The following is a 23,851-nucleotide window of genomic DNA, read 5'->3' on the forward strand; positions in this document are numbered from 1 at the left end:
GACGTTGGTTGGTGAATATGTCTCCGGCATGTCAGTCTCTTCGCCGTGAGATGACGTAGGATTCGTCGTAGAACCACAGCCCGTTGTGTTTGCGGAGAACTTCGCGTGTGGCCTCGAGAGCTCGTCCGTTTTCGGTCGTTTCGACCAACCGCTCATCTTCGATCTGCGCGACATACACCGCGGCATTCCACGCTGCAAAGGCCGTCGATGTTCCAATCGAACCGGTGACCTCGTTAGGCAGCGCTTCCATATCATATCGGAAGATCGAGCGATTATCGGCGTAGGCGTTGAAGTTCAGCTCGCGGCCGGTCGATCCCAATTCGTATTTCACCGCGCGCAGTATCTCATGACGGCTGACGGCGAAAGGATTTTCTCCGGGCCAGACGGCTTGAATCATTTCAAGTCCCGGATCGCTTCCGTGGGAGTGGATTCCTATCAGCCGCCCGCCGCCGCGCAGCGCGCGCGCCAGCGGCGCGATGATCCGCTTGGCGCGGAAGTTCACCGACGACTTGGCGCGGTAAGGTTGCGAGGCGATCACAAGATCGAAATTGGCCTCGGTGCGCCCGGCCCTCGGAATGATGGAATCGAGCAGGAAGCGGTGATCGTCGCGATACAGCACCAACGCCACCGGCCGCTCATAGATCGGCATCGCGGTCCCGGGGCTGAGATTGGCCCGCCAGTTCTGCTCCAGGAACGGGCCGAGCTCGGCGATCTGGGCCTCGAATTCACCCGAAGACGCTCCGCGCAGGGCGACCTCATGCCAGATCATGCTGGCGGCCGCCGCGGAATTCTTCGGCGTCAGCCAGGGCGCCTCGGCGTAATACATGTTGGTGAACACGAAGACGCTGGCCGGGTGCTCGAACAGACGGTCCGGCACCTTGTCCAGGGTGAGCCGGACGTCCTCCAGGCTCAACTCCTTGCCGGCGACATAGAACGGCATATGTGGGAAGCGGCCATGCATGGCACGCAGGACCCGCGCCAGCACCGTGCCGTCGCCCATCCCGGCGTCGAACACCCGCAGCGCCGGCGGCCGCGGATGGATTGCGGCCAGTTCCAGCGCCACCCGGTCGGCGATCACCCGCTTCTCGCTGCAGGTGTGCACGAACAGCAAATAGCGCTGCCGGTTCTCGAAGAAGCGGAAATTGCCCCTCGGATCGCGCTTTTCCGGCGGAACCACGAGGCCGCGCGGCGGCGCCACGCCACCCGGCGTCGAGGTCGCGATGAACCCGTTGATACGATCGAGGGTGTCGATGGTGATGCGCTTGCCCTCCCGCAGCCGGTGCACCAGCTTGCCGTCGTTGACGGCACGGCGGCCGAACGTCGTCTCCGCCATGTCGGAACGGCGGCAGAAATCCGTGATCTGGCTGAGGATTTCGTCGTTCTTCATGAGGCGGAGTGGGCAGCTTCTGGGAGTGGGACAAAAGTGGGCAGAGATAGTGTGTGGCAAAGTCTTATCACCATTTTCCCACCAGTTGAACCCCCCTCCGCGGCCCGATCACCAAACAGTCATGGCCGTCGCTGATCGTCATGACGGCTTCACCTCCGGGATGACCGATGCGCCGCCTGCTCCTGAACCCCTGCCTGCTTGCCGCCATGCTGTGGTCGGTGCCGTGCTTCGCCCAGACGCGCGCGCAGCTTGGACCGCTTTGCACGACTGAGACGACGCCGGCCGACCAGATGATCGGCGCCTGCACCAAGATCATCGCGCTGAAGGTGTTTTCCGGCGAGAAGCTCGCGACCGTCTATTTCTGGCGCGCCGTCGGCTGGAACAAGAAGGGCAACTACGCGCAGGTGATCACTGATGCCACCGAGGCGCTTCGCCTGAAGCCCAGCACCGCCGTCTACAATCTGCGCGGCTCGGCCTATTACGACAAAGGCGAGTACGACATCGCGATCGCCGACTTCAACGACGCGCTGCGCATGGGGCCGCCGAGCGGCATCATCTTTCACAACCGCGGCAATGCCTATCGCGGCAAGGGCGACTACGCCAGGGCGATCGCCGACTACGATGCCGCGATCAAGGCCGACCCGAAGTCGGCGTTCTCCTATCAGAACCGCGGCGGCTCGAAGCAGGCGCTCGGCGATCTCGACGGCGCGCTTGCCGACATCAACGAGGCCGTCAGGATCGGTCCGTCGCTGCCGCAGCCCTTGATCAGCCGCGCCGTGATCTGGCGCGCCAAGGGCGACTTCGCGCGCGCGATTGCGGACACGTCTGAGGCGATCCGGCTCGCCAAGGCGAAAGCGCCGGTCAACATCATGACGCCGCCCGGCAGCGTGCTGATCTCGGCCTATACACAGCGCGGCCTCGCCTATGAGGCCAAGGGCGACGCCGCGCGCGCCAAGGACGATTACGCCTCGGTGCTCGAGGGCGTGGCCTCCGACGCCGGCAGCAGGGCCAACCAGGCCACCGCCAAGGTGCGGCTCGCGCTGCTGAGGGAGGCCGACGCAGCGCCGCGCAAGACCGCGGCGGCGCCCGCCGCGGAGAGCAGCCCCGCTCCTGCGCCGCCGGCGGCTTCTGTTACGGCGCCGACCGCGCCCGCCGCACCGGCGCAGGCCGCCGCAACCGGCCGGCGCGTCGCGCTGGTGATCGGCAACGGTGGCTATGCGCATGTGAAGGTGCTGCCCAATCCGCCGAACGACGCACGGGCCATCGCCAAGAGCCTGCGCGACATCGGCTTCACTGTCTCGGAGGGTCTCGATCTCGATCGCGACGCGATGCAGCGGACGATCCACGATTTCCTGCGCGAAGCGACGCGGTCGCAGATCGCCGTGGTCTATTATGCCGGCCATGGCGTGCAGGTCGACGGCCGCAACTACCTCGTGCCGGTCGATATCGAGTTCAAGGCCGGCAGCCGCATGACCGACGCGATGGTCGATATGGATGTGATCATGGCCGGTCTCGACGACCAGATCCGCACCAACATCCTGATCCTCGATGCCTGCCGCAACAATCCGATGGCACCGCAGGTGGCATCCGCAGGACCAAGCCGCGGCATCGAGGCCGGCTCCGGCCTTGCCGCACCAGCCACGCTCGGGTCAGGCTCGACTCTCGGTGCCGGTACGCTGATCGCGTTTGCGACTGCACCGGGCCAGGTCGCGCTCGACGGCGAAGGCGCCAACAGCCCGTTCTCGGCGGCGTTGTCCCGCCATGTCGGTACGCCCGGCCTCGAGGTGCAGCAGATGCTGACGCGTGTCCGCGCCGAGGTCGTCGCCGCGACCAAGGGCAAGCAGGTGCCGTGGTCGAACTCCTCGCTGCTCGGCGAGGTCTACCTGGCGGAGCAGTGAACGACAGGACAACTCTCTCCGTCATTGCGAGCGAAGCGAAGCAATCCATCGCGCCACATGGGTGGAACGATGGATTGCTTCGTCGCTTTGCTCCTCGCAATGACGACGGAGACGGTCTTACTTCCCCCACACCTCGTTCGCGACCTCGACGGCGAGCCTGAGCTTGGCCCACTGCTCTTCCTCGGACAGGATGTTGCCCTCCTCGGTCGAGGCGAAGCCGCATTGCGGGGACACCGCGAGCTGCTCGATCGGAGCAAATTTGGATGCCTCCTCCAGCCGCCGCTTGATGTCGTCCTTCTTCTCGAGCTCACCGAACTTCGAGGTGATGACGCCGACCACCACGACCTTGTTGCCCTTGGGCAGGAAGCGCAGCGGCTCGAAGCCGCCGGCGCGATCGGAATCATATTCGAGGAAGTAGCCGTCGTAATTGGTGCCGGCGAGCATGGTCTCGGCGACCGGCTCGTAGCCGCCGGAGGAAATCCAGGTCGAGCGAAAATTGCCGCGACAGACATGGGTCGTGATCACCATGTCGGCCGGGCGATCGGCGATCGCGTAGTTGATGACGCGCGCGTAGATCTCCTGCAGCCCATCGGGCTTGTCGCCGCGCTCGCGCGACTTCTGCAATTCCTCCTGCGAGCAGAGATAGGCCCAGACCGTGTCGTCGAATTGCAAGTAGCGGCAACCGGCGTCGTAGAACGCCTTCACCGCCTTGCGGTAGGTCTTGCCGAGGTCCTGATAGAATTCCTCGAGGTCCGGATAGACCTCCTTCGAGATCAGCTTTCGGCCGCCGCGGAAGTGCAGCACCGCCGGCGAGGGGATCGTCATCTTCGGCGTGACGTGGGCCTGGTCGGCGTACTTCTTCAGGAACCTGAAGTGATCGAGCATCGGGTGCTGGTCGGAGAAGTCGAGCTTGCCGATCACCCTGATGGCGTCGTGCCGGGTCTGCACGCCCGCGAACTGGATGCCCATGTCGGGATGAAACAGCTCGCAGCCGGTCAGGTGGCTGAGGAAATCGAAATGCCACCAGGAGCGGCGGAACTCGCCGTCGGTCGCGAGCTTCAGGCCGACCGACGCCTGCTTGTGCACGACCTTCTCGATCTCCATGTCCTCGACCTTGCGCAGCTCGTCGGCGGAGATCTCGCCCTTCTCGAGCCTGGCGCGCGCCTCCTTAATCTTCGGCGGGCGCAACAGGCTGCCGACCTCGTCGGCGCGGAACGGAGGCTTGGTTCGCTGCATGGTCAACTCCCGGACGTTTCTAGTGTGCTTTGGCCCCGGAGACGCCGAGGTGGCGCTCAAGGACGGAGGGATCGGCTTTCAGCGTGCTGCTTGCGGCATCGTGCACGATGGTGCCGCGTTCCAATATCACAACGCGGTCGGCGAGCCCCAGAATCTTTTGCGCATTCTGTTCGACGATGATCGAGCAGATGCCGCCGGCCCGGGTGATGGTTCCGATCGCCTTTAACAATTCCTCAACGATGATCGGCGCGAGGCCTTCGCTCGGCTCGTCGAGCAGCAGCACTTTCGGGTTCAAGGTCAGCGCGCGGCCGATTGCCAGCATCTGCTGCTCGCCGCCGGACAGCTGGTTGCCGAAATTGCCGCGCCGCTCCCTCAGCCGCGGAAACATCTCGTACACCCGCTCGACCGTCCACGGCCCCGGTTGCGCCACCGCGGTCATGTTCTCCTCCACCGTCAGCGAGCGGAAGATGTTACGCTCCTGCGGCACCCAGCCGATTCCGGCGCGGGCGCGCTGATCCGGCCGCAGCGCCGTGATGTCGTGGCCTGCGAGCGCGAGGCTGCCGCCGAAGTGACTGACGATGCCGACGATCGAATTGATCAGCGTGGTCTTGCCGGTGCCGTTGCGGCCGAGCAGCGCGAGCACCTGGCCCTCGGCGAGCGCCAGCGACATGTCGGGCAGCACCACCGCCTCGCCGTAGCCGGCGCGCAGACCCTGGATGGAGAGCAGATCAGGCATCGGCGGCCTCGCCGAGATAGACCGCCCTCACCTGCGGATCGCGCGCGACCTCATCCGGCGCGCCCTCGGTGAGCAGGCCGCCATTGACCAGCACCGAGATGCGGTCGGCGAAGGAGAAGACCAGGTCCATGTCGTGCTCGATCAGAAGCACGGTGACGTCGCGCGGCAGCGCCGCGACCGCCGCCAGGATGTCGTGGCGCTCGCTCTCGGGCACGCCGGCGGCGGGCTCGTCGAGCAGCAGCACGCGCGGCTTGGCGGCGATCGCGACCGCGATCTCGAGCAGGCGCTGCTTGCCGTAGGGCAAGGTCGAAGTGAGCTCGGTCATCACGTCGAGCAGATGGAAGCGCGACAGTATTTCGGCGATCTCGGCATTGACGTCGCTGCGCGTTCCCGTCCGCCGCCACCAGTCGCCGCCGCGGCCCATCCGTTCGGAGACCGCAAGGCCGATGGTTTCGAGCGGGGTCAGATCGGGATAGAGCTGGTTGATCTGGAAGGTGCGCGACAGTCCGCGCAGCACCCGTCTGTGCACCGAGAGGCCGGTGATGTCGCTGCCTTCGAGCAGGATGCGACCGCTGTTGGGCGTCAGCACGCCGGTGAGCTGGTTGATGACGGTGGTCTTGCCCGCGCCGTTCGGCCCGATCAGCGCGTGGCGGCCGCCCTGCATCACCTTCAGCGAAAGATCGCGGGTGACGCGAAGGCCGCCGAAGGACTTTTCGAGGCCGATTGTTTCGAGCGCGATCGTCATGACGCATCGCTCTCCGGAACGGCGACGGCCGCCTTGCGGCCGGCGAACTGGCTGATGATCAGGTTCGGCCCAAACAGCACCCAGCGATGGATGCGCGCACGGCCGACCAGCACGATCACGACCAGCACGAGGCCGATCCAGAACAGCCAGTATTGCGGGGTGATGCTCTGGAACAGCTCCTGCAGCATCTTGAACACGACGGCGCCGATCAGGCCGCCGTAGAGATAGCCGGTGCCGCCGATCACGAGCACCAGCATCAGGTCGGCGGAGCGCTCGAACGAAAACACGTCGAGCGAAGCAAGCGCCGTGGTCTGGGTAAACAGCGCGCCTGATATCCCGGCATAGAAGGCGGCCAGCGTATAGACCGCGATCAGGCGGCGGTTGACCGGCACGCCGATCGCGGCCGCGCGCAGCGGATTGTTCTTGATCGCGCGCAGCGACAGGCCGAACGGCGAATGCACCACGCGTCGCGCGAGCAGGAACAGGATGAGCAGCACGATCAGCGAATAGAAGAACCCGGTCTTGCCGAACATGTCGAAGGTGAACAGCCCGAGGATCGGCTGCATCTCGATGCCCTGCAGCCCGTCGGTGCCGCCGGTGATGTCAGAGAAGCGTTCGGCGAGCGCTTCCAGCAGCAGCGCGACGCCGAGCGTCACCATCAGCCGCGTCAGGTCGACGCCGCGGATGACCAGGAAGCTGGTCAGGAAGCCGAGCACCGCAGCAACCAGACCGGCGGCGACCAGCGCGATGACCGGCTCGTTGATGATGCCATGCAGCGCGAGCAAGCCGGCCGAATAGGCGCCGACGCCGAAGAACGCCGCATGGCCGAGCGAGACGATGCCGGCGTAGCCGAGGATCAGATCGAGCGACAGCGCGAACAGGCCGAGCCGCACAATGTCGGTCATGATCAGATAACGCGACGGGAACAGGAACGCGCAGCCGAGCGCCAGGATCCAGAAGGCGACCTCGGTGATCCGCCAGCGCGCGCCGGCCATCGCGTGAGTGGAGACGTCGGACAGCGCGCTCATAACCGTCTCACCGCGCCGCGGTGCGGCCGAACAGGCCGTTCGGGCGCCAGAGCAGGATCACGATCATGACCGTGTAGATCACGAAGGGCCCGACCTTCGGGACATAATATTTGCCGGCGACGTCGGCGATGCCGAGCAGCAGCGAGGCGAGGAACGGCCCGGTGATCGAGGACGAGCCGCCGACCGTGACGACGATCAGGAAGTAGATCATGAACTTCAGCGGGAAATACGGATCGAGCCCGAGGATCTCCGCGCTCAGCGCGCCGCCGAGACCGGCGAGCCCGCAGCCGAAGGCGAAGGTGAAGGCAAACACCTGCGGCACGTTGATGCCGAGCCCGATCGCGGCGCGCGGATCGTCGACCGCGGCGCGCAGGCGGCTGCCGAACCGCGTCTTCGCGAGGATCAATTGCAGCGCCAGCGTCAGCAGGCCGCAGATCACGACGATCATCAGCCGGTAGCGGCCGATGCCGACGCCGAACAGGTCGATCTGGCCCTCCAGCGCCGCCGGCAATTTGATGAAGACCCGCGACGATCCCATGATGTAGTCGACCGCGGCGACCGACATGAATACCAGACCGATCGAGAACAGCACCTGATCGAGATGGCTGCGGCTGTACAGATGGCGGTACAGCGTGCGCTCCAGTGCGATGCCGATCGCCGCACTGCCGACAAAGGCGAGCGGCAGCGCGGCGAAGAACGGCCAGCCGGAATTGTTGACCAGCACGGCGCAGATATAGCCGCCGGCCATGGCGAAGGCGCCATGCGCGAGATTGACGAAGTTCATCAGCCCGAGCGTCACCGCAAGCCCGCAGGCGAGCACGAACAGCAGCATGCCGTAGGCGACGCCGTCGAACAAATTGGTGAGGATAGAGGCCATGGAAAGACGACCAATCCCGATATTAGCGCGTCATTCCGGGGCAACGCGCATGCGCTGAACCCGGAATCTTTTTCAATAACTTCGAGATCCCGGGTTCGCGCTAATGCGCGCCCCACGATGTGCAATTGCACATCGGGGATGACGCGCTTCGCGCGTCACTTCTTGGTCTTGCCGGAATCCTTGACGGCCTCGAAGGTCGCGAACTCGACGTTGTAGAGCTCGCTGTCGACCTTCTCGACCTTGCGGATATAGATGTTCTGCACGATGTCGCGGGTTTCCGGATCGATCGAGATCGGGCCGCGCGGGCTTTCCCACTTCATGCCCTTCATCGCCTCGATCAGCTTGTCGCCATCGGTCGCACCATTGGTCTTCTTCAGCGCTTCGTAGATCAGATGAACGCCGTCGTAGCCGCTCACCGCCATGAAGCCCGGACGATTGCCGAACGCCTTCTTGTAGGCGGCGACGAAGTCCTTGTTCATCTGGGACGGATGCGCCGCCGAATAGAGGTGCGCCGTCACCGCGCCGAGCGCGGCGTCGCCCATGTTGTTGAGCAGGTCGTCGTCCATGACGTCGCCGGGTCCGATCACCTTGATGCCGCTCTTGTCGAGCCCGCGCTCGGCATATTGCTTCATGAAGTTGCCGCCCTGCCCCGCCGGCACGAACACGAACATCGCGTCGGGCTTGGAATCCTTCATGCGTTGCAGGAACGGCGCGAAGTCGGGATTGGCGAGCGGAACCTTGACCTCTTCCACGATCTCGCCGCCGCCGGCGGTGAAGTGCTGCTTGAAGAAGGTCAGCGCGTCATTGCCGGGCGCATAGTCGGAGGTCAGTGTCGCGACCTTCTTGATGCCGTTCTTGACCGCCCAGTCGCCGATGATGGTCGAGGACTGCGCCAGCGTGAAGCTGGTGCGCACGATATAGGGCGAACGCTCGGTGATGATCGAGGTGCCGGCCGCCATCACGACTTCCGGAATCTTGGCCTGGGTTGCCAGCGGCGCCGCGGCAAGCGCCGCGGGCGTCACGCCGAAACCGGCGATGAAGTTGACCTTGTCGTTGACGATCAGCTCCTGCGCAAGCCGCTTGGTGTTGTCGGGCACCGCGGCGTCGTCCTTCAGGATGATCTCGATCTTCTTGCCGGCGACGGTGTCGCCCTTCTGCTGCATGTAGAGCTTGATGGCATTATCGATCTGCTTGCCGGTCGAGGCCTGGCCGCCGGTCATCGGCAGGATCAGGCCGATCTTGACCGCGTCGTCCGCCCGCGCCGGCACGCTGGCGCACAACCCGCAAAGCACGGCCGAAGCGGCGCCCCACAGCAACATTTTGCGACGATTGAACATCGACATCCCTCCCCCTTCCAAATTTCTGTATCGAGCCTTGGTCCCTGGCTCTTGTGTTATCTTAACCCAAGCATGTCGCGGCCAAGCCGCAACGCGACAAGGCGTCTCTCCATATCTTCTGTCAATCGGACGATGGACGTGTCTCGCACGCGACGCGATCGGGCCCACCCGCAGAAACAGGTATCAAGATACCAATAACGAGCCATGAAACTCAATGCCCCGCGAGAACCGATCACGCCCACTCGATGCCTTCGCGGGCTCGATTCATTTGTACGATCGTACAAACAACGTCGCGATGTCAACAAACAAGCACAATTGCAGCCGAACGGTCGCGCTCGAGATCATCATCCATAAAGACCAGGGTTGTATCCTGCTGCACATGCCGATTGTCACGCGCCACATCCCTGTCCTGACTGCCCTCGCGCTCGCAGCCTGCGTGCTCGGGGGTTGCAGCTCCATGAACCAGAAGCTCTCGGCCGGCATGGCCGACTACATTCCGGCCTGGGCCGGCGGCCTGCCCGCAGACGCGCCGCCGCGGCCGGGCACCCCCGAATACGACAAGTACATGCAAGAGCGGGAACGCAAGCGGCTGATGCCTGCGGCCGAGCGCGGGGATGATACCTCCAAGCCGGCAGCGCCGGCGCCAAACGCCGCCCACTGAGCATCGGACCCGCGCGCAGAGTTCGCGTCGTGTTGTGCCGGACGCGAAAACCTTCGGATCAGTCCACGAACACCACGGTCTTGCGCCCGTTGAGGATGACGCGATCGGCGAGATGGTAGCGGATCGCGCGCGCCAGCACGCGGCGCTCGATGTCGCGGCCCTTGCGCACGAGATCCTCGGGCGTGTCGCGATGGCTGATGCGCTCGACGTCCTGGTCGATGATCGGTCCCTCGTCGAGATCGCTGGTGACGTAGTGCGCGGTAGCGCCGATCAGCTTGACGCCGCGCTCGTGGGCCTGGTGGTAGGGCTTGGCGCCCTTGAAGCCCGGCAGGAAGGAATGATGGATGTTGATGCAGCGGCCGGACAGCCGCGCCGACATTTCGTCCGACAGTATCTGCATGTAGCGGGCCAGCACCACGAGATCGGTGTTGGTGTCCTGGGCGAGCTGCCACACCGCGTCTTCCTGCTGCCGCTTGGTCTCCTTGGTGACCGGCAGATGATGGAACGGGATATCGCCGAAATCGAGCGAGCCATAGGTCTCGCGCGGATGGTTGGAGACGATCGCGGTCGGGATCATCTCGAGCTCGCCGGTGCGCCAGCGATAGAGGATGTCGACCAGGCAGTGATCGGATTTGGACACCAGCAGCATCACCCGGCGGCGGCTGGCGCGGTCGCGCATCTGCCATTCCATGCCGAAACGCTCGGCGATCGCGGCAAAGCCGGTCTGTAGCGCCGGCAGCCCGACCGCGAGGTCGGCCGCGGTGAACACCACGCGCATGAAGAACTTGCCGGTCTCGACATCGTTGAATTGCTGGGCGTCCAGGATGTTCTGGCCGTTATGCGCGAGGAAGGTCGAGACCGCGGAGACGATCCCGGGGCGGTCCGGACAGGACAGGGTCAGAACGAATTGATGGTCGGGCATGCCAATTGACCAAAGCTTGAGCAGGTTCGTGGAACGGTCGTTTTCGGCCCTCGTCTACACCGCAGGCGGCCTTGCGCCAATCCCGGCGCGGGGGTCAAATCGAACAAATGACGACAATGTTTGCTAGGGACCATCATGGCTGACCGGCTGAACGGCTACCGCATCCTGATCCTCGAGACGCGCGAGGAGGCACAGTTTTCCCGCCTGCTCGCCGAGCAGGGCGCCGACGTGCTGCAATGTCCGATGTTCACGATCCACGACGCGCCGGACCCGACGCCGATCGAGGCCTGGATCCGCCGCGCCATCGAACGGCCGCTCGACGACCTCGTGCTGATGACCGGCGAAGGCCTGCGCCGGCTGATGAAGGTGGTGCGGCGGATCGGGGTCGAGGCGGAGTTTGTCGGCAGCCTCGGCAAGACGCGCAAATTCGCCCGCGGTCCCAAGCCCGGCCGGGCGCTGCGCGAGATCGGGCTCGAGCCGCAAATGACGACCGAGAAGCCGACGTCGGAAGGCGTCGCGGCGATGCTGTCGAAGCTCGACCTGACTGGCCACCGGCTCGGGCTGCAGCTCTACCCGGACAAGGATCACGCAACCCTGATCGGTGCGATCACGGCACAGGGCGCCGAGGTCGATACGGTGCTGCCCTATATCTACGACGCGCAGGCCGCCGACGCCAACATCGTCACCGCGATCGCGGAGATGGCGCGGGGCCGCATCGACGCGATCGCGTTGACGAGTTCGGGCCAGGTTCGCCGCCTGATGGAGGTCGCACAGGCGCACCGATGCGAGGCGCAGTTGCGCGAAGGACTGCAGCAGACCCCGATCGCCTCCGTCGGGCCCGTGGTGTCGGACGAGTTGCAGACGTATGGCCTGCGCACCGACATCTATCCGGCGAACGATGCGTTCTTCATGAAGCCGCTGATCTCGGCGATGGCGAGCGCGCTGTCGAAGGCGCCGCCGCGCGCGACGGCGCGCTAATATCCACCACCGTCATTGCGAGCGCAGCGAAGCAATCCATATCGCCGCGCAACGAGAGAATGGATTGCTTCGTCGCTTCAGCGCAAAATTGCTTGCAATTTTGTCGCGAGCTCCTCGCAATGACGGCGAGGAGAGAACTGTGCCCCTACTCCGCCGCCTGCTTGGTCTCGTTCAGATAGGCCTGGTACGCAAGCGCGATGCCATCCTCGAGCGAGGTGGTGGCGCGCCAGCCGAGCTTGGCGAGCCGCCCGACGTCGAGCAGCTTGCGCGGCGTGCCGTCCGGGCGCGAGGTGTCGAAGCCGATCTCACCACGATAGCCGACAGCGGCCGCGACCACGCGGGCGAATTCGGCGATGGTGATATCCTCGCCGGTGCCGATATTGACCAGTTCCGGCGAGGAATAGGTCTTCATCAGATGGATGCAGGCGTCGGCGAGGTCGTCGACGTAGAGGAATTCGCGGCGCGGCGTGCCGGTGCCCCACACCGCGACGTTGCCTGCGCCCGAGACCTTGGCCTCGTGGAAGCGGCGGATCAGCGCGGCGACGACGTGGCTGTATTCGGGATGATAATTGTCGCCGGGACCGTAGAGGTTGGTCGGCATCACGCTGATGAAATCGGCGCCGTACTGGCTGCGATAGGCCTCGGCCATCTTGATGCCGGCGATCTTGGCGATGGCATAAGGCTCGTTGGTCGGCTCCAGCGGGCCGGTCAGCATCGAATCCTCGCGCAGCGGCTGCGGCGCCAAGCGCGGATAGATGCAGGACGAGCCGAAGAACATCAGCTTCTCGCATCCATTGGCGTGCGCCGCCTGGATCAAATTGGTCGAGATCGCCAGATTGTCGTAGAGGAATTCGGCGCGCAGCGTGTTGTTGGCGACGATGCCGCCAACCTTGGCCGCGGCAAGGAACACGGCCTGCGGCCGCTTCGCGGCGAACCAGGCATTGACCGCGGCCTGGTCGCGCAGGTCGACCTCGTTGCGCAACACCGTCAGGAGATCCGCCTGTTCGCGCGCCAGCCGGCGCATCAGCGCCGAGCCGACCATGCCGCGATGGCCGGCAACGAAGACGGTCTTGCCCTTCAATTCAAACGCCGTGCTTGCCATTGGCCGCATCCTGCCTGGCCTCGACGAGATCGCTGGCGACCATTTCCTTCACCAGTTGCGCAAACGGAGTCTTCGGCGCCCAGCCGAGCTTGGCGCGCGCCTTGCTGGCGTCGCCGATCAGAAGATCGACCTCGGTCGGGCGGAAATACGTCGGGTCGATCTGCACCAGGGTCTTGCCGGACGCCTTGTCGACGCCGACCTCCTCGACGCCCTTGCCGCGCCATTCGATGCCGCGGCCGACCTCCGCAAACGCCAGCTCAACGAATTCGCGGACCGACCGCGTCTCGCCGGTCGCCAGCACGAAGTCATCAGGCTCGTCCACCTGCAGGATCCTGTGCATGCCCTCGACATAGTCGCGGGCATGGCCCCAGTCGCGCTTGGCATCGAGATTGCCGAGATACAGCTTGTTCTCGAGGCCGACCTCGATGCGGGCGACGGCACGCGTGATCTTCCGCGTCACGAAGGTCTCGCCGCGGATCGGGCTCTCATGGTTGAACAGAATGCCGTTGCTGGCGAACATGCCGTAGGCCTCACGGTAGTTCACCGTGATCCAGTAGCCGTACAGTTTGGCGACGCCGTAGGGCGAGCGCGGATAGAACGGCGTAGTCTCCTTCTGTGGCACCTCCTGCACAAGCCCGTAAAGCTCCGAGGTCGAGGCCTGATAGAACCGCGTCTCCTTTTCCATGCCGAGGATACGGATAGCCTCCAGAAGGCGCAGCACGCCGATCGCGTCGGCGTTGGCGGTGTATTCCGGGCTCTCGAAGCTGACCTGGACGTGGCTCTGGGCGGCGAGGTTGTAGATCTCGGTCGGCCGGATCTGCTGCACCAGGCGAATCAGATTGGTCGAATCCGTCATGTCGCCGTAGTGCATCAGGAACGGCACGTTGCCGGCATGCGGATCCTGATAGAGATGGTCGACGCGTGCGGTGTTGAACGAGGACGAGCGGCGCTTGATCCCGTGCACGGTATAACCGAGGCCGAGCAGATATTCGGCGAGATACGCGCCGTCCTGCCCGGTCACGCCGGTGATCAGCGCAACGCGCCGCTTTGAATCCTGAGCCGCCGAATCCTTAACCGCCATGTCATCTCCAGAGAGCGCGAAACCCGCGCGGTCCCGACGAGGCCGGTCTGTAGCATCCGGCCTCCTCCAAGTCTAATGGCTTAATCGTTTGAAATCAGGACTTTAAGGCATGATCCGGAAAAGTGTGACGCGGTTTTCCGAAAGATCATGCCCAAACAAGAAGCTGAAGCGCGACGAATCTCATCGCGCTTTAGAGCCTCAAAAAGGGGACGCCCCTTGTTCCGGGTCCGGTCACTCCCCGTAGTGGCGCAGCCGGTCGAGGTTGAGGATGGTCACCCCGCCATATTCGAGCCGCAACAGCCCCTCGCGCTCCAGCCGCTTCAGGCACTGGTTGGCATTCTGCCGGGAAATCCCGGACAGCGCCCCGATCTCCTCCTGGGTGATCTCCAGGTGCAAGGTGAGGTCGGGGTAGAGAATCGGGTTGAACAGCGAGGCGATCGAGCGCGCCAGCCGCGCGGTGGCGTCCAGCGTGCGGCCATATTCGAGCAGCGCAATGAACTGGCCGAGCCGCTCATTGAGCGACCCCACCAGGAAACGGTTGAAGCCGACGCTGTTCTCGAACAGCCAGACGAAGGTCCGGCGATCCATCATCGCCAGCCGCGTGTCGCGCAGCGCGACTACGTCATAGCGCCGCGCCTCGTTCTTGAGCACGGTCCCCTCGCCGAACCACGCGCCGGCGGTGAGGCCGGCGAAACTCGCCGCCTTGCCGCCTCGCGAGACGATACCCATCCGCGCCAGCCCGGTGACGATGCCGGTCCAGTACTGGAAATTGTCGCCGCGCATGAAGATGAATTCATTGGCGCGGTACGACTTCTCGGAAATGCCGGCGCGCGCGATTTCGATTTCTTGCTCGCTCAGTTCGCGCGACCAGGCCGCGATGCGCTTCAGGTAATCGGCAGCAATCATTCTAGCGACGGCATCCCACCCCAAAGATATTGCACCGCAGCAACTCCGTGCACCAGTCAGAAACCCGCTTGCCGGAATGCCAGCGAAAATTCCTGACCAATTGTCGGGCACATGACAATTCAACCTATCGCTTTCTCGTATTCAGAGCCACCTCGCGTAACGCCGCGCGCAAGCTCCTCGATGGATCGCTGCGGGCGGGCAACGGGGGGCCGGGCTTGCAGACGGGGTGCGGCGTTACCGCGCATGACGCAGGCGATCGGGGCGAACGATGCTCCCGGACGCCGGTCTCATTAGTCGGATGGTCTCCCTCCGGCTGCCCATGTAAGATCGACGTGTAAGATCGAAGCGAAGATAAAGAGCGCGCAAAGCGCCGGTATCTGGAGGGAACAGGGTGGCCAACAGTCTCGAGGTGCGCGGAGTCTCATTGCGCTTTGGCGGCGTCCGTGCGCTGACCGATGTGAGCTTCGGCGTCAACGAAGGCGAGCTGTTCTCCATCATCGGCCCGAACGGCGCCGGCAAGACCTCGATCGTCAACTGCATTTCCGGCCGCTACCGGCCGACCGAAGGCCAGCTGTTCTATCGCGGCCAGGATATCACCGGCCTCACCCCGAACGCGCGGCCCCGCCTCGGCATCGGCCGGACCTTCCAGAATCTCGCGCTGTTCCACCATATGAGCGTGCTCGACAACATCATGGTCGGCCGCCATCACCTGCTGAAGAACAACTTCATCACGGGATCGCTGTACTGGCTGACCGGCGCGCGTCGCGAGGAGCTCGAGCACCGCCGCAAGGTCGAGGAGATCATCGACTTCCTCGATCTGCAGTCTGTGCGCAAGGCGACCGCCGGCACGCTGCCCTATGGGCTGCGCAAGCGCGTCGAGCTCGCCCGTGCGATGGCGCTCGAGCCGCAGCTGATCCTGCTCGACGAGCCGATGGCCGGCATGAACTTCGAAGAGAAGGAGGACATGGCGCGCTACATCGTCGATCTCAACGAAGAGTTCGGCATGACGGTGATGATGATCGAGCACGACATGGGCGTCGTGATGGACATCTCCCACCGCGTCATGGTGCTCGACTTCGGCCGCAAGATCGCCGAGGGCGATCCGGCCACCGTGCTCGCCGATCCCCACGTCAGGCGCGCCTATCTCGGCGAAGAGGACGAGGCGCTGGTCGATCCCGACGACAAGCCTGCGGTGCGGGAGAGCGCGGCATGATGGACTATGCCGGTCGCGCCGCGCAGGCCGACACCTTCCCCAAGATGCTGCGCCTGAACGCGAAGGAGCACGGCAGCGAGATCGCGCTGCGCGAGAAGGACTTCGGGCTGTGGCGCGAATTCACCTGGAACGACTACCAGACCCGCACCCATGATTTCGCGCTCGGCATGGTAGAGCTCGGGCTAGGCCGCGGCGACGTGATCGGCATCATCGGCGACAACCGGCCGGACTGGGTCGCCGCAGAGGTTGCGAGCCACGCGATCGGCGCGATGAGCCTTGGCCTTTACCGCGACGTGCTGGACGAGGAAGCCGCTTATCTCCTGACCTATGGCGAGGCCAAGCTGGTCTTCGCCGAGGACGAGGAACAGGTCGACAAGCTGCTCGGCCTTGCCGATCGGGTACCCAATCTCAAGCACATCGTCTATTCCGATCCGCGCGGCATGCGGAAATACGACGATCCGCGATTGATGGAGGCGAGCAAGCTTGTTGCGCTTGGCCGCGATCGCGCCGCGCGCGAGCCCCGGCTATATGAGCGGCTGGTCGACGCCACGCGTGGCGAGGATGTCGCGATCCTCTGCACGACCTCGGGCACGACGGCCAATCCGAAGCTCGCGATGCTCTCGGCCGGGCGCGTGCTGCGGCACTGCGCGACCTATCTCGCCTTCGATCCGAAGGGGCCGGACGACGAATATGTCTCGGTGCTGCCGCTGCCCTGGATCATGGAACAGATCTACGCGCTCGGCAAAGGGCTGCTCTCCCGAATGAAGGTCAACTTCGTCGAAGAGCCCGACACCATGATGCACGACTTCCGCGAAATCGCGCCGACCTTCGTGCTGTTCGCGCCGCGGGTCTGGGAATCGATCGCGGCCGACGTCCGCGCCAGCGTGATGGACGCCTCGCCGTTCAAGCAGCGGCTCTACGATCTCGGCATGAAGACCGGCCTTGCGGCGCTCGCCGAGGGCAAGCGCTCGGTGTTCGCCGACCAACTGCTGTTCCGCGCGCTGCGCGACCGGCTCGGCTTCACCCGGCTGCGCTCGGCGGCGACCGGCGGCGCAGCGCTCGGGCCGGATACGTTCAAGTTCTTCCAGGCGATGGGCGTGCCGCTGCGCACGCTGTACGGCCAGACCGAGCTGCTCGGCGCCTACACGCTGCACCCCGAAGGCAAGGTCGATCCCGACACCACCGGCGTGCCGATGGCCGACAATATCGAGATCCGCATCGACAATGCCGACGTCAACGGCGTCGGCGAGATCGTGGTGCGGCACCCGAACATGTTCCACGGCTATTACAAGAACCCGGAAGCGTCGGTCGCCGACATCAAGGACGGCTGGATGCATTCGGGCGATGCCGGCTATTACAACGACAACCGGCAGCTTGTCGTGATCGACCGCATCAAGGATCTCGCCGAGACCTCGCGCGGCGAACGCTTCTCGCCGCAATATATCGAGAACAAGCTGAAGTTCTCGCCCTATGTAGCCGAAGCCGTCGTGCTCGGCGCCGGCCGCGACGCGCTCGCCGCGATGATCTGCATCCGCTACTCGATCATCTCGAAATGGGCGGAGAAGAACCGGCTTTCGTTCACGACCTATACCGACCTGTCCTCGCGGCCCGAGGTCTACGCGCTGTTGAAGAAAGAGGTCGAGACGGTCAACGCCACGCTGCCGCCGGCGCAACGCATCTCGCGCTTCCTGCTGCTCTACAAGGAGCTCGATGCCGACGACGGCGAATTGACCCGGACCCGGAAGGTGCGCCGCGGCGTCATCAACGAGAAATACGCCGACATCATCGACGCGATCTATCGCGGCAAGGCCAAGATCCCCGTCGACACCGTGATCCGCTTCCAGGACGGCACCACGCAGCGCGTCCGCACCACGCTCGAGGTCGTCGATCTCGGCCGCGCCGCGATCGCGGAGGCCGCGGAATGACCGAATTGCGAGAACGACGCGCGGTGCGAATGAATGCGCCCTCTCCCCTTGTGGGAGAGGGCTACACCGCCGGTCGACAGAACCTCGCTTCGGTGAGGGGTCCTCTCTCAGCGATCCCGATGCGGAGACAACCCCTCACCCGGCTTCGCGGAGTTTATCATCGGGCGGCGCTTCGCGCCGACCCGGTGGCAAAGCCACCCTCTCCCACAGGGGGAGAGGGTGCTGGCGTCGCCGTCCGGAGCTACCGTACCCCATGAACACCCAGTTCCTGATTCAGCTGATCGTCAACGGCTTCGTGGTCGGCACGCTCTATGGCGTGGTCGCGATGTCGTTCGTGCTGATCTACAAGGCGACTCAGGTCGTGAACTTCGCGCAGGGCGAATTGCTCCTGGTCGGCGCCTGGGTGTGCTGGGCGCTGCTGACGAAGTACCAGGTGCCGTTCTGGATCGGCATGCCGATCACGCTCGTGTTCATGTTCATCTTCGGCATCGCGATCCAGGTCGTGATCCTGCGGCCGATGATCGGCGAGCCGATCATCTCGGTGATCATGGTGACGATCGGCCTCTCCACCGTGTTCCAGGCCGCGCTGAAGTGGATCTTCGGCGTCAACCCGCAGCCGTTCCCGCGCGTGTTCCAGAGCCAGTCGGTCAGCCTGTTCGGGCTGCAGATCCAGACCGTCTATGTCATGAGCCTCGTGGTGTCGCTCGCCATGATGGTCGGCATGGCCTGGTTCTTCCGCGCCTCCAAATACGGCCTGGCGATGCGCGCCACCGCCTTCAACCAGCAGGTCGCGCAGTCGCTCGGCATCTCCGTGAAAAGCGTGTTCGCGATGGCATGGGCGATCTCGGCCACGGTCTCGGCGGTCGCCGGCGTCGTGGTCGCCGTGGTCAACGGCGTGTCGTCCGGCCTCTCCGCCTACGGCATCAAGGTGTTTCCGGCCGCGATCCTCGGCGGCCTCGACTCGGTCGGCGGCGCGGTGCTCGGCGGCATCATCATCGGACTGCTGGAAAACGTCGCCCAATATGTCGACAGCCAGTATCTGCACTGGGGCAATCTCTACGAGATCGCGCCGTTCTACGTGCTGATCATCATCCTGATGATCAAGCCGTACGGCTTGTTCGGCACCAAGGACATTGAGCGGATCTGATCAATGGCAACCAGCACCCTGATTCCGTCCGGCGATTTCCGCACCAGCTACGCGGCCGACACCACGATCTTCCCGACCGCGACCAGCCGCAATTTCGCGATTCTGGGTGTCGCACTGGCCTGCTTCGCGCCGATGCTGCTGTCGAATTATTTGCTCAGCATCGCGATCCAGATCGGCATCTTCGCGATCGCAGCGCTCGGCCTCAACGTCCTGGTCGGCTTCACCGGCCAGATCTCGATCGGCCACGCCGCGTTCTTCCTGTTCGGCGCCTTTACCTCGGCCTACATCTCCAACAACGCGCCGATCCCGGTATTCTTCGCGATCCCCCTCGCCGGCGTGATCACTGCGCTGGTCGGCCTGATCTTCGGCGTGCCGGCGGCGCGGCTGAAGGGGCTCTACCTCGTGATCGCAACGCTTGCCGCGCAGTACATCCTGCTCGACTTCTTCTCGCGCGCCGAATGGTTCTCGGGCGGCTCGGTGCCGGCCAGCGCCAATCCGTTCTCGATCTTCGGCTACACCCTGCGCGGCGACCGGCAGTATTTCTACGTCGTGCTGGCCTACATGGTGGTCAGCTATCTGCTGGTCACCAACCTGATGCGCACCCGCGACGGCCGCGCGCTGGTCGCGATCCGCGACCACTATCTCTCCGCCGAGATCATGGGCATCAACCTCACCAAGTATCGGACGCTGTCGTTCGGACTTGCCGCCTTCTTTGCCGGCATCGCCGGCGCGCTCTACGCGCATTATCAGCTCGTGGTCTCCCAGGAGGGCTTCGGCATCGAGCGCTCGGTGCTGTTCCTCGCGATGGTCATCATCGGCGGGACCGGCTCCGTGATGGGCACGCTGATGGGCACGGCCTTCGTGGTGCTGCTGCCGGAATCGATGGAATGGCTGAGCGCGTGGCTGAAAGGCGGCGCCATCGACAAGGCGCTGCAGCTCAACAACAACATCACCTTCCTGCGCGAGATCGCGATCGGCCTGATCATCATCGGCTTCTTGATGTTCGAGCCGGACGGGCTCGCGCATCGCTGGCGGCAGATCAAGGCCTACTGGAAGCTCTATCCGTTCTCGCATTGAGGCAAGGCACGGAACACAATTCAAAATTCGGTTCAACGAATAAGCAGGAGGAAACCAAAATGACGATTAGATCCCTTTTGAGCTCGGTCTCCGTCGCGCTGCTGATCGGCGGCGCTGCTACCACCGCACAGGCGCAGATCGCCATCGGCCATCTGCAAGACCTCTCCGGCGGCACGTCCGACGTCGGCACGCCCTATGGCCAGGGCGTTGCCGATACCTTCGCCTGGGTCAACAAGAACGGCGGCGTCGGCGGCAAGCAGCTCAACGTCGACAGCAACGACTATGGCTACCAGGTGCCGCGCGCGATCGCACTGTACAAGAAGTGGTCCGCACCGGACGGCAAGGTCGCGGCGATCATGGGCTGGGGCACCGCGGATACCGAAGCGCTGACCGGCTTCCTTGCGCAGGACAAGATCCCGGACATCTCGGGTTCCTACGCTGCCGCGCTGACCGATCCCGAGGGCACCAGCGGCAAGGCCAAGCCCGCGCCGTACAATTTCTTCTATGGCCCGAGCTATTCGGACGCAATGCGCGCGATGCTGACCTGGGCCGCTGAGGACTGGAAAGCCAAGGGCAAGCCCGGCAAGCCCAAATTCGTCCATATGGGCGCCAACCACCCCTACCCGAACGCGCCGAAGGCCGCCGGCGAGGCGCTCGCGACCGAGCTGGGCTTTGAGGTGCTGCCACCGCTCGTCTTCGCACTCACCCCCGGTGACTACTCGGCGCAGTGCCTGAGCCTGAAGAGCTCCGGTGCCAACTACGCCTATCTCGGCAATACTGCGGCTTCCAACATCTCCGTGCTGAAAGCCTGCAAGACCGCCGGCGTCGACGTCCAGTTCCTCGGCAATGTCTGGGGCATGGACGAGAATGCCGCCAAGACCGCGGGCGATGCCGCCGACGGCGTGATCTTCCCGTTGCGCACCGCGGTCAGCTGGGGCGGCAACGCGCCCGGCATGAAGACGGTGATGGAAATCTCAAAGATGTCCGACCCGTCGGGCAAGGTCTATCGGCCGGTGCACTACATCGCCGCGGTCTGCAGCGCGCTCTATCTGAAGGAAGCGCTGGACTGGGCCGCCAAGAATGGCGGCGCCACCGGCGAGAACGTCGCCAAGGGCTTCTACCAGAAGAAGGATTGGGTGCCGGCCGGCATGGACGGGGTCTGCAATCCCTCGACCTGGACCGAGAAGGATCATCGCCCGACGACGAAGGTCGATCTCTATCGCTCAAAAATCTCGGGCGCGACCGACGGCGACATCAACGACCTGATGGGCAAGGGCACGATCAAGCTCGAGAAGGTGAAGACCGTCGAACTCCCGCGCAAGCCGGAATGGTTTGGCTGGTGAGGTAGCAGCCGATCGCGTCCACCAATCGTCATGCGCGGGCTCGACCCGCGCATCCATCAAGACAAAGCGTCTTCCGATCGATGGATTGCCGGGTCAAGCCCGGCAATGACATCGAAGGGTAACACAGACCATGAACGAAACCCTCGAAGCCACCCGCCCCGGGCCGACGGCCGTCCCGCCGCCGCCGCTGCTCAGCATCAACAACATCGAGGTCGTCTATGACGACGTCATCCTGGTGCTGCGCGGCCTCAGCCTCGAGGTGCCGAAGGGCGCGATCGTGGCGCTGCTCGGCGCCAACGGCGCCGGCAAGTCGACCACGCTGAAGGCGATCTCCGGCCTGCTGAAGACCGAGGATGGCGAAGTCACCCGCGGCGAGATCCTGTTCGAGGGCCAGCGCATCGACGGTATCGATCCGGACAAGATCGTCCGCCGCGGCATCTTCCAGGTGATGGAGGGCCGCCGCATCGTCGCCGACATGACGTCGCTGGAGAATTTGCGGCTCGGCGCCTTTACCCGGCGCGACGGCGAGGTCTCGGCCGATATCGACATGGTGTTCAAGTATTTCCCGCGCCTGAAGGAGCGCACCGGCCTCGCCGGCTATCTCTCCGGCGGCGAACAGCAGATGCTCGCGATCGGCCGCGCGCTGATGGCGCGACCGAAGATGATCCTGATGGACGAGCCGTCGATGGGGCTGTCGCCGCTGCTGGTCAAGGAAGTGTTCGCGATCATCAAGGAGATCAACCGCGATCTCGGCGTCACGATCCTCCTGGTCGAGCAGAACGCGCGCGCGGCGCTTTCGGTCGCGAGCCATGGCTACATCATGGAACAGGGCAAGGTGGTGCTCGACGGCTCCGCCGACGAGTTGCGCGACAACGAGGACGTCAAGGAATTCTACCTCGGCGGCGCCGGCGACCAGCGCAAGAGCTTCAAGAATTTGAAAAGCTTCAAGCGGCGCAAGCGCTGGCTCTGAGGATATCGAGCGTTTTCGGGCGGAGTTGAGGACCGGTTCGCGTGCAGAAAGCGCATCAGACCAGCAAGGCCGTTCTAGCCGAGCACCCGCTCGGCTTCAGTGACCGCACAGAGCACATGATAGAACGACGACGCCGGGATCGTGGCGACCAACGAAGTGCCATCGGGGTCGAACTGATCGTACCAGCCGCCGGTTACGGGATGGCTGAGATAGTGCCGCTCCAGCAGCACGAGCGCCCCGCGCGCGTGATCCGCGGCGCCGGCTTCGCCCGACTCGGCCTGCGCGATCCAGGCCTTCGCCAGTTCGCTCTGCGGCCACAGCCGTCTGGTGTGGCGGCGGATATTGCCCGCGGCGTCGCCCTCGTCGATCAGGCAGCCGGTGGCGGCGTCGCGGTAGCGCAGCGCCGATGCCAGCAGCTCGCCGCGCGGGCGCCCTGTCGGGCAGCCGGTGATGCGCTCAAATCCCTTCAGCAGCCAGACCCATTCGGCGAGGTGCCCGGGCTCGACGCTGACCGGCGGGATCTTCGACCAGTCCTCCTCGAAATATTCGCCGAGCGTGCGCGTCTGCTTGTCGTAGAGGTTGGCGAGGAACAGCGCGAAGAAGTCGCCGGCGCGGTTCTGGAACGACAGATCGTGCGTCGCGTCGAAGCAGGCGATCATCGCCTCGAACAGATGCATCTGCGGGTTCTGCCGGCGCGGCATCGACGGCGGCAGGCCTTCCTGGAAGCCGCCATGGGGCGAACGCAGTTGCGCGTCGAGGAACGCCAGCAGCGCGTCGATCTCGGCGCGGATCTGGGCGTCCTGGTCGAGGCCGTAGACGGTCGCCAGCGCGAGCAGCACGAAGGCGTGGCCGTAGGTGTCGCGCAGCGGATCGAGCACGCCGCCTTCCGCCGTCAGGCTGTAGACGAAGCCGGGACGACCATCCGGCGCCCTGGCCTTGGCCAGCAGGTATTCAAGCCCCTTCAGCGCGATCGCGCGGCCTTCGGGATACCAGCCCATCTGGGCCGCCTTGGCGTAGCAATAGATCTGGCGGGCCTGCACGAAGACCCGGCGCGGAGCCGCATGATCGGCTGTCCCATCCTGATGCAACCGGTCGATGAAGCCGCCGGCCGCGCTGTCCCAGCCTGTGGTCGACCACAGCGGCAGCGCATGGTCGATGATGCGGCGCTTCAACCTTGCAACGATGTCGGCGGCCCCGTCCGCCGCAACGCTCTCTGCTTCAGCCATCGTGCTTCCTGGAACCGTCCCAATGTCAGCGGTCACCGTCTGATAGCACGGGCAGA

21 protein-coding genes are annotated in these 23,851 nt (G+C 64.6%); 9 read left to right on the forward strand and 12 right to left on the reverse strand.

What is annotated here, in order from left to right; genetic code table 11:
- Positions 1 to 31: 31 nt before the first annotated feature.
- A complete protein-coding gene (locus ACVILL_RS40370; protein WP_456734103.1) occupies positions 32 to 1,387 on the reverse strand; it encodes a hypothetical protein in 1,356 nt (451 codons plus the stop codon).
- A gap of 167 nt (positions 1,388 to 1,554) precedes the next feature.
- Here ACVILL_RS40370 and ACVILL_RS40375 point away from each other — a divergent pair, with 167 nt between their 5' ends.
- Positions 1,555 to 3,285, forward strand: coding sequence for a caspase family protein (locus ACVILL_RS40375; RefSeq protein ID WP_456734104.1), 1,731 nt, complete (start codon positions 1,555 to 1,557; stop codon positions 3,283 to 3,285).
- A gap of 117 nt (positions 3,286 to 3,402) precedes the next feature.
- Here ACVILL_RS40375 and ACVILL_RS40380 read toward each other — a convergent pair whose 3' ends face one another.
- From ACVILL_RS40380 to ACVILL_RS40405, 6 genes are all read right to left on the reverse strand, one after another.
- Positions 3,403 to 4,521 carry a cobalamin-independent methionine synthase II family protein gene (locus tag ACVILL_RS40380; protein ID WP_456734105.1) on the reverse strand — a complete coding sequence of 373 codons (1,119 nt, stop codon included), beginning with the start codon at positions 4,519 to 4,521 and terminating at the stop codon, positions 3,403 to 3,405.
- Positions 4,522 to 4,540: 19 nt separating this feature from the next.
- Positions 4,541 to 5,257, reverse strand: coding sequence for an ABC transporter ATP-binding protein (locus tag ACVILL_RS40385; protein ID WP_456734106.1), 717 nt, complete (start codon positions 5,255 to 5,257; stop codon positions 4,541 to 4,543).
- Positions 5,250 to 6,002 (reverse strand): ABC transporter ATP-binding protein, encoded by a 753-nt coding sequence (locus ACVILL_RS40390; protein WP_456734107.1) that lies wholly within the window; start codon positions 6,000 to 6,002, stop codon positions 5,250 to 5,252. The genes ACVILL_RS40385 and ACVILL_RS40390 overlap by 8 nt, the downstream gene beginning before the upstream one ends.
- The gene (locus ACVILL_RS40395; RefSeq protein ID WP_456734108.1) at positions 5,999 to 7,030 is read right to left on the reverse strand and encodes a branched-chain amino acid ABC transporter permease; all 1,032 of its coding nucleotides are present in this window, start codon (positions 7,028 to 7,030) and stop codon (positions 5,999 to 6,001) included. The genes ACVILL_RS40390 and ACVILL_RS40395 overlap by 4 nt, the downstream gene beginning before the upstream one ends.
- Positions 7,031 to 7,037: 7 nt before the next feature.
- Complete coding sequence (locus ACVILL_RS40400) at positions 7,038 to 7,907, reverse strand: branched-chain amino acid ABC transporter permease (RefSeq protein WP_298375349.1); 870 nt, start codon at positions 7,905 to 7,907, stop codon at positions 7,038 to 7,040.
- A gap of 155 nt (positions 7,908 to 8,062) precedes the next feature.
- Positions 8,063 to 9,244 carry an ABC transporter substrate-binding protein gene (locus tag ACVILL_RS40405; protein ID WP_456734109.1) on the reverse strand — a complete coding sequence of 394 codons (1,182 nt, stop codon included), beginning with the start codon at positions 9,242 to 9,244 and terminating at the stop codon, positions 8,063 to 8,065.
- A gap of 379 nt (positions 9,245 to 9,623) precedes the next feature.
- Between ACVILL_RS40405 and ACVILL_RS40410 the strand changes: the two genes are divergently transcribed.
- Positions 9,624 to 9,905 carry a hypothetical protein gene (locus ACVILL_RS40410; RefSeq protein ID WP_456734474.1) on the forward strand — a complete coding sequence of 94 codons (282 nt, stop codon included), beginning with the start codon at positions 9,624 to 9,626 and terminating at the stop codon, positions 9,903 to 9,905.
- Positions 9,906 to 9,963: 58 nt separating this feature from the next.
- Here the strand turns inward: ACVILL_RS40410 and purU are convergent, their stop codons facing one another.
- A complete protein-coding gene (gene purU, locus ACVILL_RS40415) occupies positions 9,964 to 10,827 on the reverse strand; it encodes a formyltetrahydrofolate deformylase (RefSeq protein WP_456734110.1) in 864 nt (287 codons plus the stop codon).
- Between the two features lie 135 nt (positions 10,828 to 10,962).
- On the opposite strand from purU, the gene ACVILL_RS40420 reads away from it, so the two are divergent.
- Positions 10,963 to 11,805 carry a uroporphyrinogen-III synthase gene (locus ACVILL_RS40420; protein ID WP_456734111.1) on the forward strand — a complete coding sequence of 281 codons (843 nt, stop codon included), beginning with the start codon at positions 10,963 to 10,965 and terminating at the stop codon, positions 11,803 to 11,805.
- A 145-nt stretch (positions 11,806 to 11,950) separates the two neighbouring features.
- Here the strand turns inward: ACVILL_RS40420 and fcl are convergent, their stop codons facing one another.
- The 3 genes from fcl to ACVILL_RS40435 form a co-directional block, all read right to left on the reverse strand.
- Positions 11,951 to 12,907 (reverse strand): GDP-L-fucose synthase, encoded by a 957-nt coding sequence (gene fcl, locus ACVILL_RS40425; RefSeq protein WP_456734112.1) that lies wholly within the window; start codon positions 12,905 to 12,907, stop codon positions 11,951 to 11,953.
- Positions 12,888 to 13,988, reverse strand: coding sequence for a GDP-mannose 4,6-dehydratase (gene gmd / locus ACVILL_RS40430; RefSeq protein WP_456734113.1), 1,101 nt, complete (start codon positions 13,986 to 13,988; stop codon positions 12,888 to 12,890). Before gmd ends, fcl begins: the two co-directional genes overlap by 20 nt.
- A gap of 231 nt (positions 13,989 to 14,219) precedes the next feature.
- The gene (locus ACVILL_RS40435) at positions 14,220 to 14,894 is read right to left on the reverse strand and encodes a Crp/Fnr family transcriptional regulator (protein ID WP_456734114.1); all 675 of its coding nucleotides are present in this window, start codon (positions 14,892 to 14,894) and stop codon (positions 14,220 to 14,222) included.
- A gap of 391 nt (positions 14,895 to 15,285) precedes the next feature.
- On the opposite strand from ACVILL_RS40435, the gene ACVILL_RS40440 reads away from it, so the two are divergent.
- From ACVILL_RS40440 to ACVILL_RS40465, 6 genes are all read left to right on the forward strand, one after another.
- On the forward strand, positions 15,286 to 16,107 hold the full coding sequence (locus ACVILL_RS40440) for an ABC transporter ATP-binding protein (RefSeq protein WP_456734115.1): 822 nt from the start codon (positions 15,286 to 15,288) through the stop codon (positions 16,105 to 16,107).
- Positions 16,104 to 18,032, forward strand: coding sequence for an AMP-binding protein (locus ACVILL_RS40445; protein WP_456734116.1), 1,929 nt, complete (start codon positions 16,104 to 16,106; stop codon positions 18,030 to 18,032). Before ACVILL_RS40440 ends, ACVILL_RS40445 begins: the two co-directional genes overlap by 4 nt.
- Before the next feature lie 253 nt (positions 18,033 to 18,285).
- Positions 18,286 to 19,179 carry a branched-chain amino acid ABC transporter permease gene (locus ACVILL_RS40450; protein WP_456734117.1) on the forward strand — a complete coding sequence of 298 codons (894 nt, stop codon included), beginning with the start codon at positions 18,286 to 18,288 and terminating at the stop codon, positions 19,177 to 19,179.
- A gap of 3 nt (positions 19,180 to 19,182) precedes the next feature.
- Positions 19,183 to 20,256, forward strand: a complete 1,074-nt coding sequence (locus ACVILL_RS40455; RefSeq protein WP_456734118.1) for a branched-chain amino acid ABC transporter permease — start codon at positions 19,183 to 19,185, stop codon at positions 20,254 to 20,256.
- A 59-nt stretch (positions 20,257 to 20,315) separates the two neighbouring features.
- Complete coding sequence (locus ACVILL_RS40460; protein WP_456734119.1) at positions 20,316 to 21,599, forward strand: ABC transporter substrate-binding protein; 1,284 nt, start codon at positions 20,316 to 20,318, stop codon at positions 21,597 to 21,599.
- A gap of 130 nt (positions 21,600 to 21,729) precedes the next feature.
- Positions 21,730 to 22,569, forward strand: coding sequence for an ABC transporter ATP-binding protein (locus tag ACVILL_RS40465; RefSeq protein WP_456734120.1), 840 nt, complete (start codon positions 21,730 to 21,732; stop codon positions 22,567 to 22,569).
- Positions 22,570 to 22,643: 74 nt separating this feature from the next.
- On the opposite strand, the gene ACVILL_RS40470 is transcribed toward ACVILL_RS40465, so the two are convergent.
- Entirely contained in the window at positions 22,644 to 23,795 is a 1,152-nt protein-coding gene (locus tag ACVILL_RS40470; protein WP_456734121.1) for an AGE family epimerase/isomerase, read from the reverse strand.
- Positions 23,796 to 23,851: the final 56 nt, after the last annotated feature.

Source organism: Bradyrhizobium sp. USDA 3364 (assembly GCF_054056355.1).

Excerpts from the sequence above, each read along its gene's own strand:
- ACVILL_RS40370 (WP_456734103.1), bottom strand. The coding sequence starts at position 1,387 with ATGAAGAACGACGAAATCCTCAGCCAGATCACGGATTTCTGCCGCCGT.
- ACVILL_RS40375 (WP_456734104.1), top strand. The coding sequence starts at position 1,555 with ATGCGCCGCCTGCTCCTGAACCCCTGCCTGCTTGCCGCCATGCTGTGG.
- ACVILL_RS40380 (WP_456734105.1), bottom strand. The coding sequence starts at position 4,521 with ATGCAGCGAACCAAGCCTCCGTTCCGCGCCGACGAGGTCGGCAGCCTG.
- ACVILL_RS40385 (WP_456734106.1), bottom strand. The coding sequence starts at position 5,257 with ATGCCTGATCTGCTCTCCATCCAGGGTCTGCGCGCCGGCTACGGCGAG.
- ACVILL_RS40390 (WP_456734107.1), bottom strand. The coding sequence starts at position 6,002 with ATGACGATCGCGCTCGAAACAATCGGCCTCGAAAAGTCCTTCGGCGGC.
- ACVILL_RS40395 (WP_456734108.1), bottom strand. The coding sequence starts at position 7,030 with ATGAGCGCGCTGTCCGACGTCTCCACTCACGCGATGGCCGGCGCGCGC.
- ACVILL_RS40400 (WP_298375349.1), bottom strand. The coding sequence starts at position 7,907 with ATGGCCTCTATCCTCACCAATTTGTTCGACGGCGTCGCCTACGGCATG.
- ACVILL_RS40405 (WP_456734109.1), bottom strand. The coding sequence starts at position 9,244 with ATGTTCAATCGTCGCAAAATGTTGCTGTGGGGCGCCGCTTCGGCCGTG.
- ACVILL_RS40410 (WP_456734474.1), top strand. The coding sequence starts at position 9,624 with ATGCCGATTGTCACGCGCCACATCCCTGTCCTGACTGCCCTCGCGCTC.
- purU (WP_456734110.1), bottom strand. The coding sequence starts at position 10,827 with ATGCCCGACCATCAATTCGTTCTGACCCTGTCCTGTCCGGACCGCCCC.
- ACVILL_RS40420 (WP_456734111.1), top strand. The coding sequence starts at position 10,963 with ATGGCTGACCGGCTGAACGGCTACCGCATCCTGATCCTCGAGACGCGC.
- fcl (WP_456734112.1), bottom strand. The coding sequence starts at position 12,907 with ATGGCAAGCACGGCGTTTGAATTGAAGGGCAAGACCGTCTTCGTTGCC.
- gmd (WP_456734113.1), bottom strand. The coding sequence starts at position 13,988 with ATGGCGGTTAAGGATTCGGCGGCTCAGGATTCAAAGCGGCGCGTTGCG.
- ACVILL_RS40435 (WP_456734114.1), bottom strand. The coding sequence starts at position 14,894 with ATGATTGCTGCCGATTACCTGAAGCGCATCGCGGCCTGGTCGCGCGAA.
- ACVILL_RS40445 (WP_456734116.1), top strand. The coding sequence starts at position 16,104 with ATGATGGACTATGCCGGTCGCGCCGCGCAGGCCGACACCTTCCCCAAG.
- ACVILL_RS40450 (WP_456734117.1), top strand. The coding sequence starts at position 18,286 with ATGAACACCCAGTTCCTGATTCAGCTGATCGTCAACGGCTTCGTGGTC.
- ACVILL_RS40455 (WP_456734118.1), top strand. The coding sequence starts at position 19,183 with ATGGCAACCAGCACCCTGATTCCGTCCGGCGATTTCCGCACCAGCTAC.
- ACVILL_RS40460 (WP_456734119.1), top strand. The coding sequence starts at position 20,316 with ATGACGATTAGATCCCTTTTGAGCTCGGTCTCCGTCGCGCTGCTGATC.
- ACVILL_RS40465 (WP_456734120.1), top strand. The coding sequence starts at position 21,730 with ATGAACGAAACCCTCGAAGCCACCCGCCCCGGGCCGACGGCCGTCCCG.
- ACVILL_RS40470 (WP_456734121.1), bottom strand. The coding sequence starts at position 23,795 with ATGGCTGAAGCAGAGAGCGTTGCGGCGGACGGGGCCGCCGACATCGTT.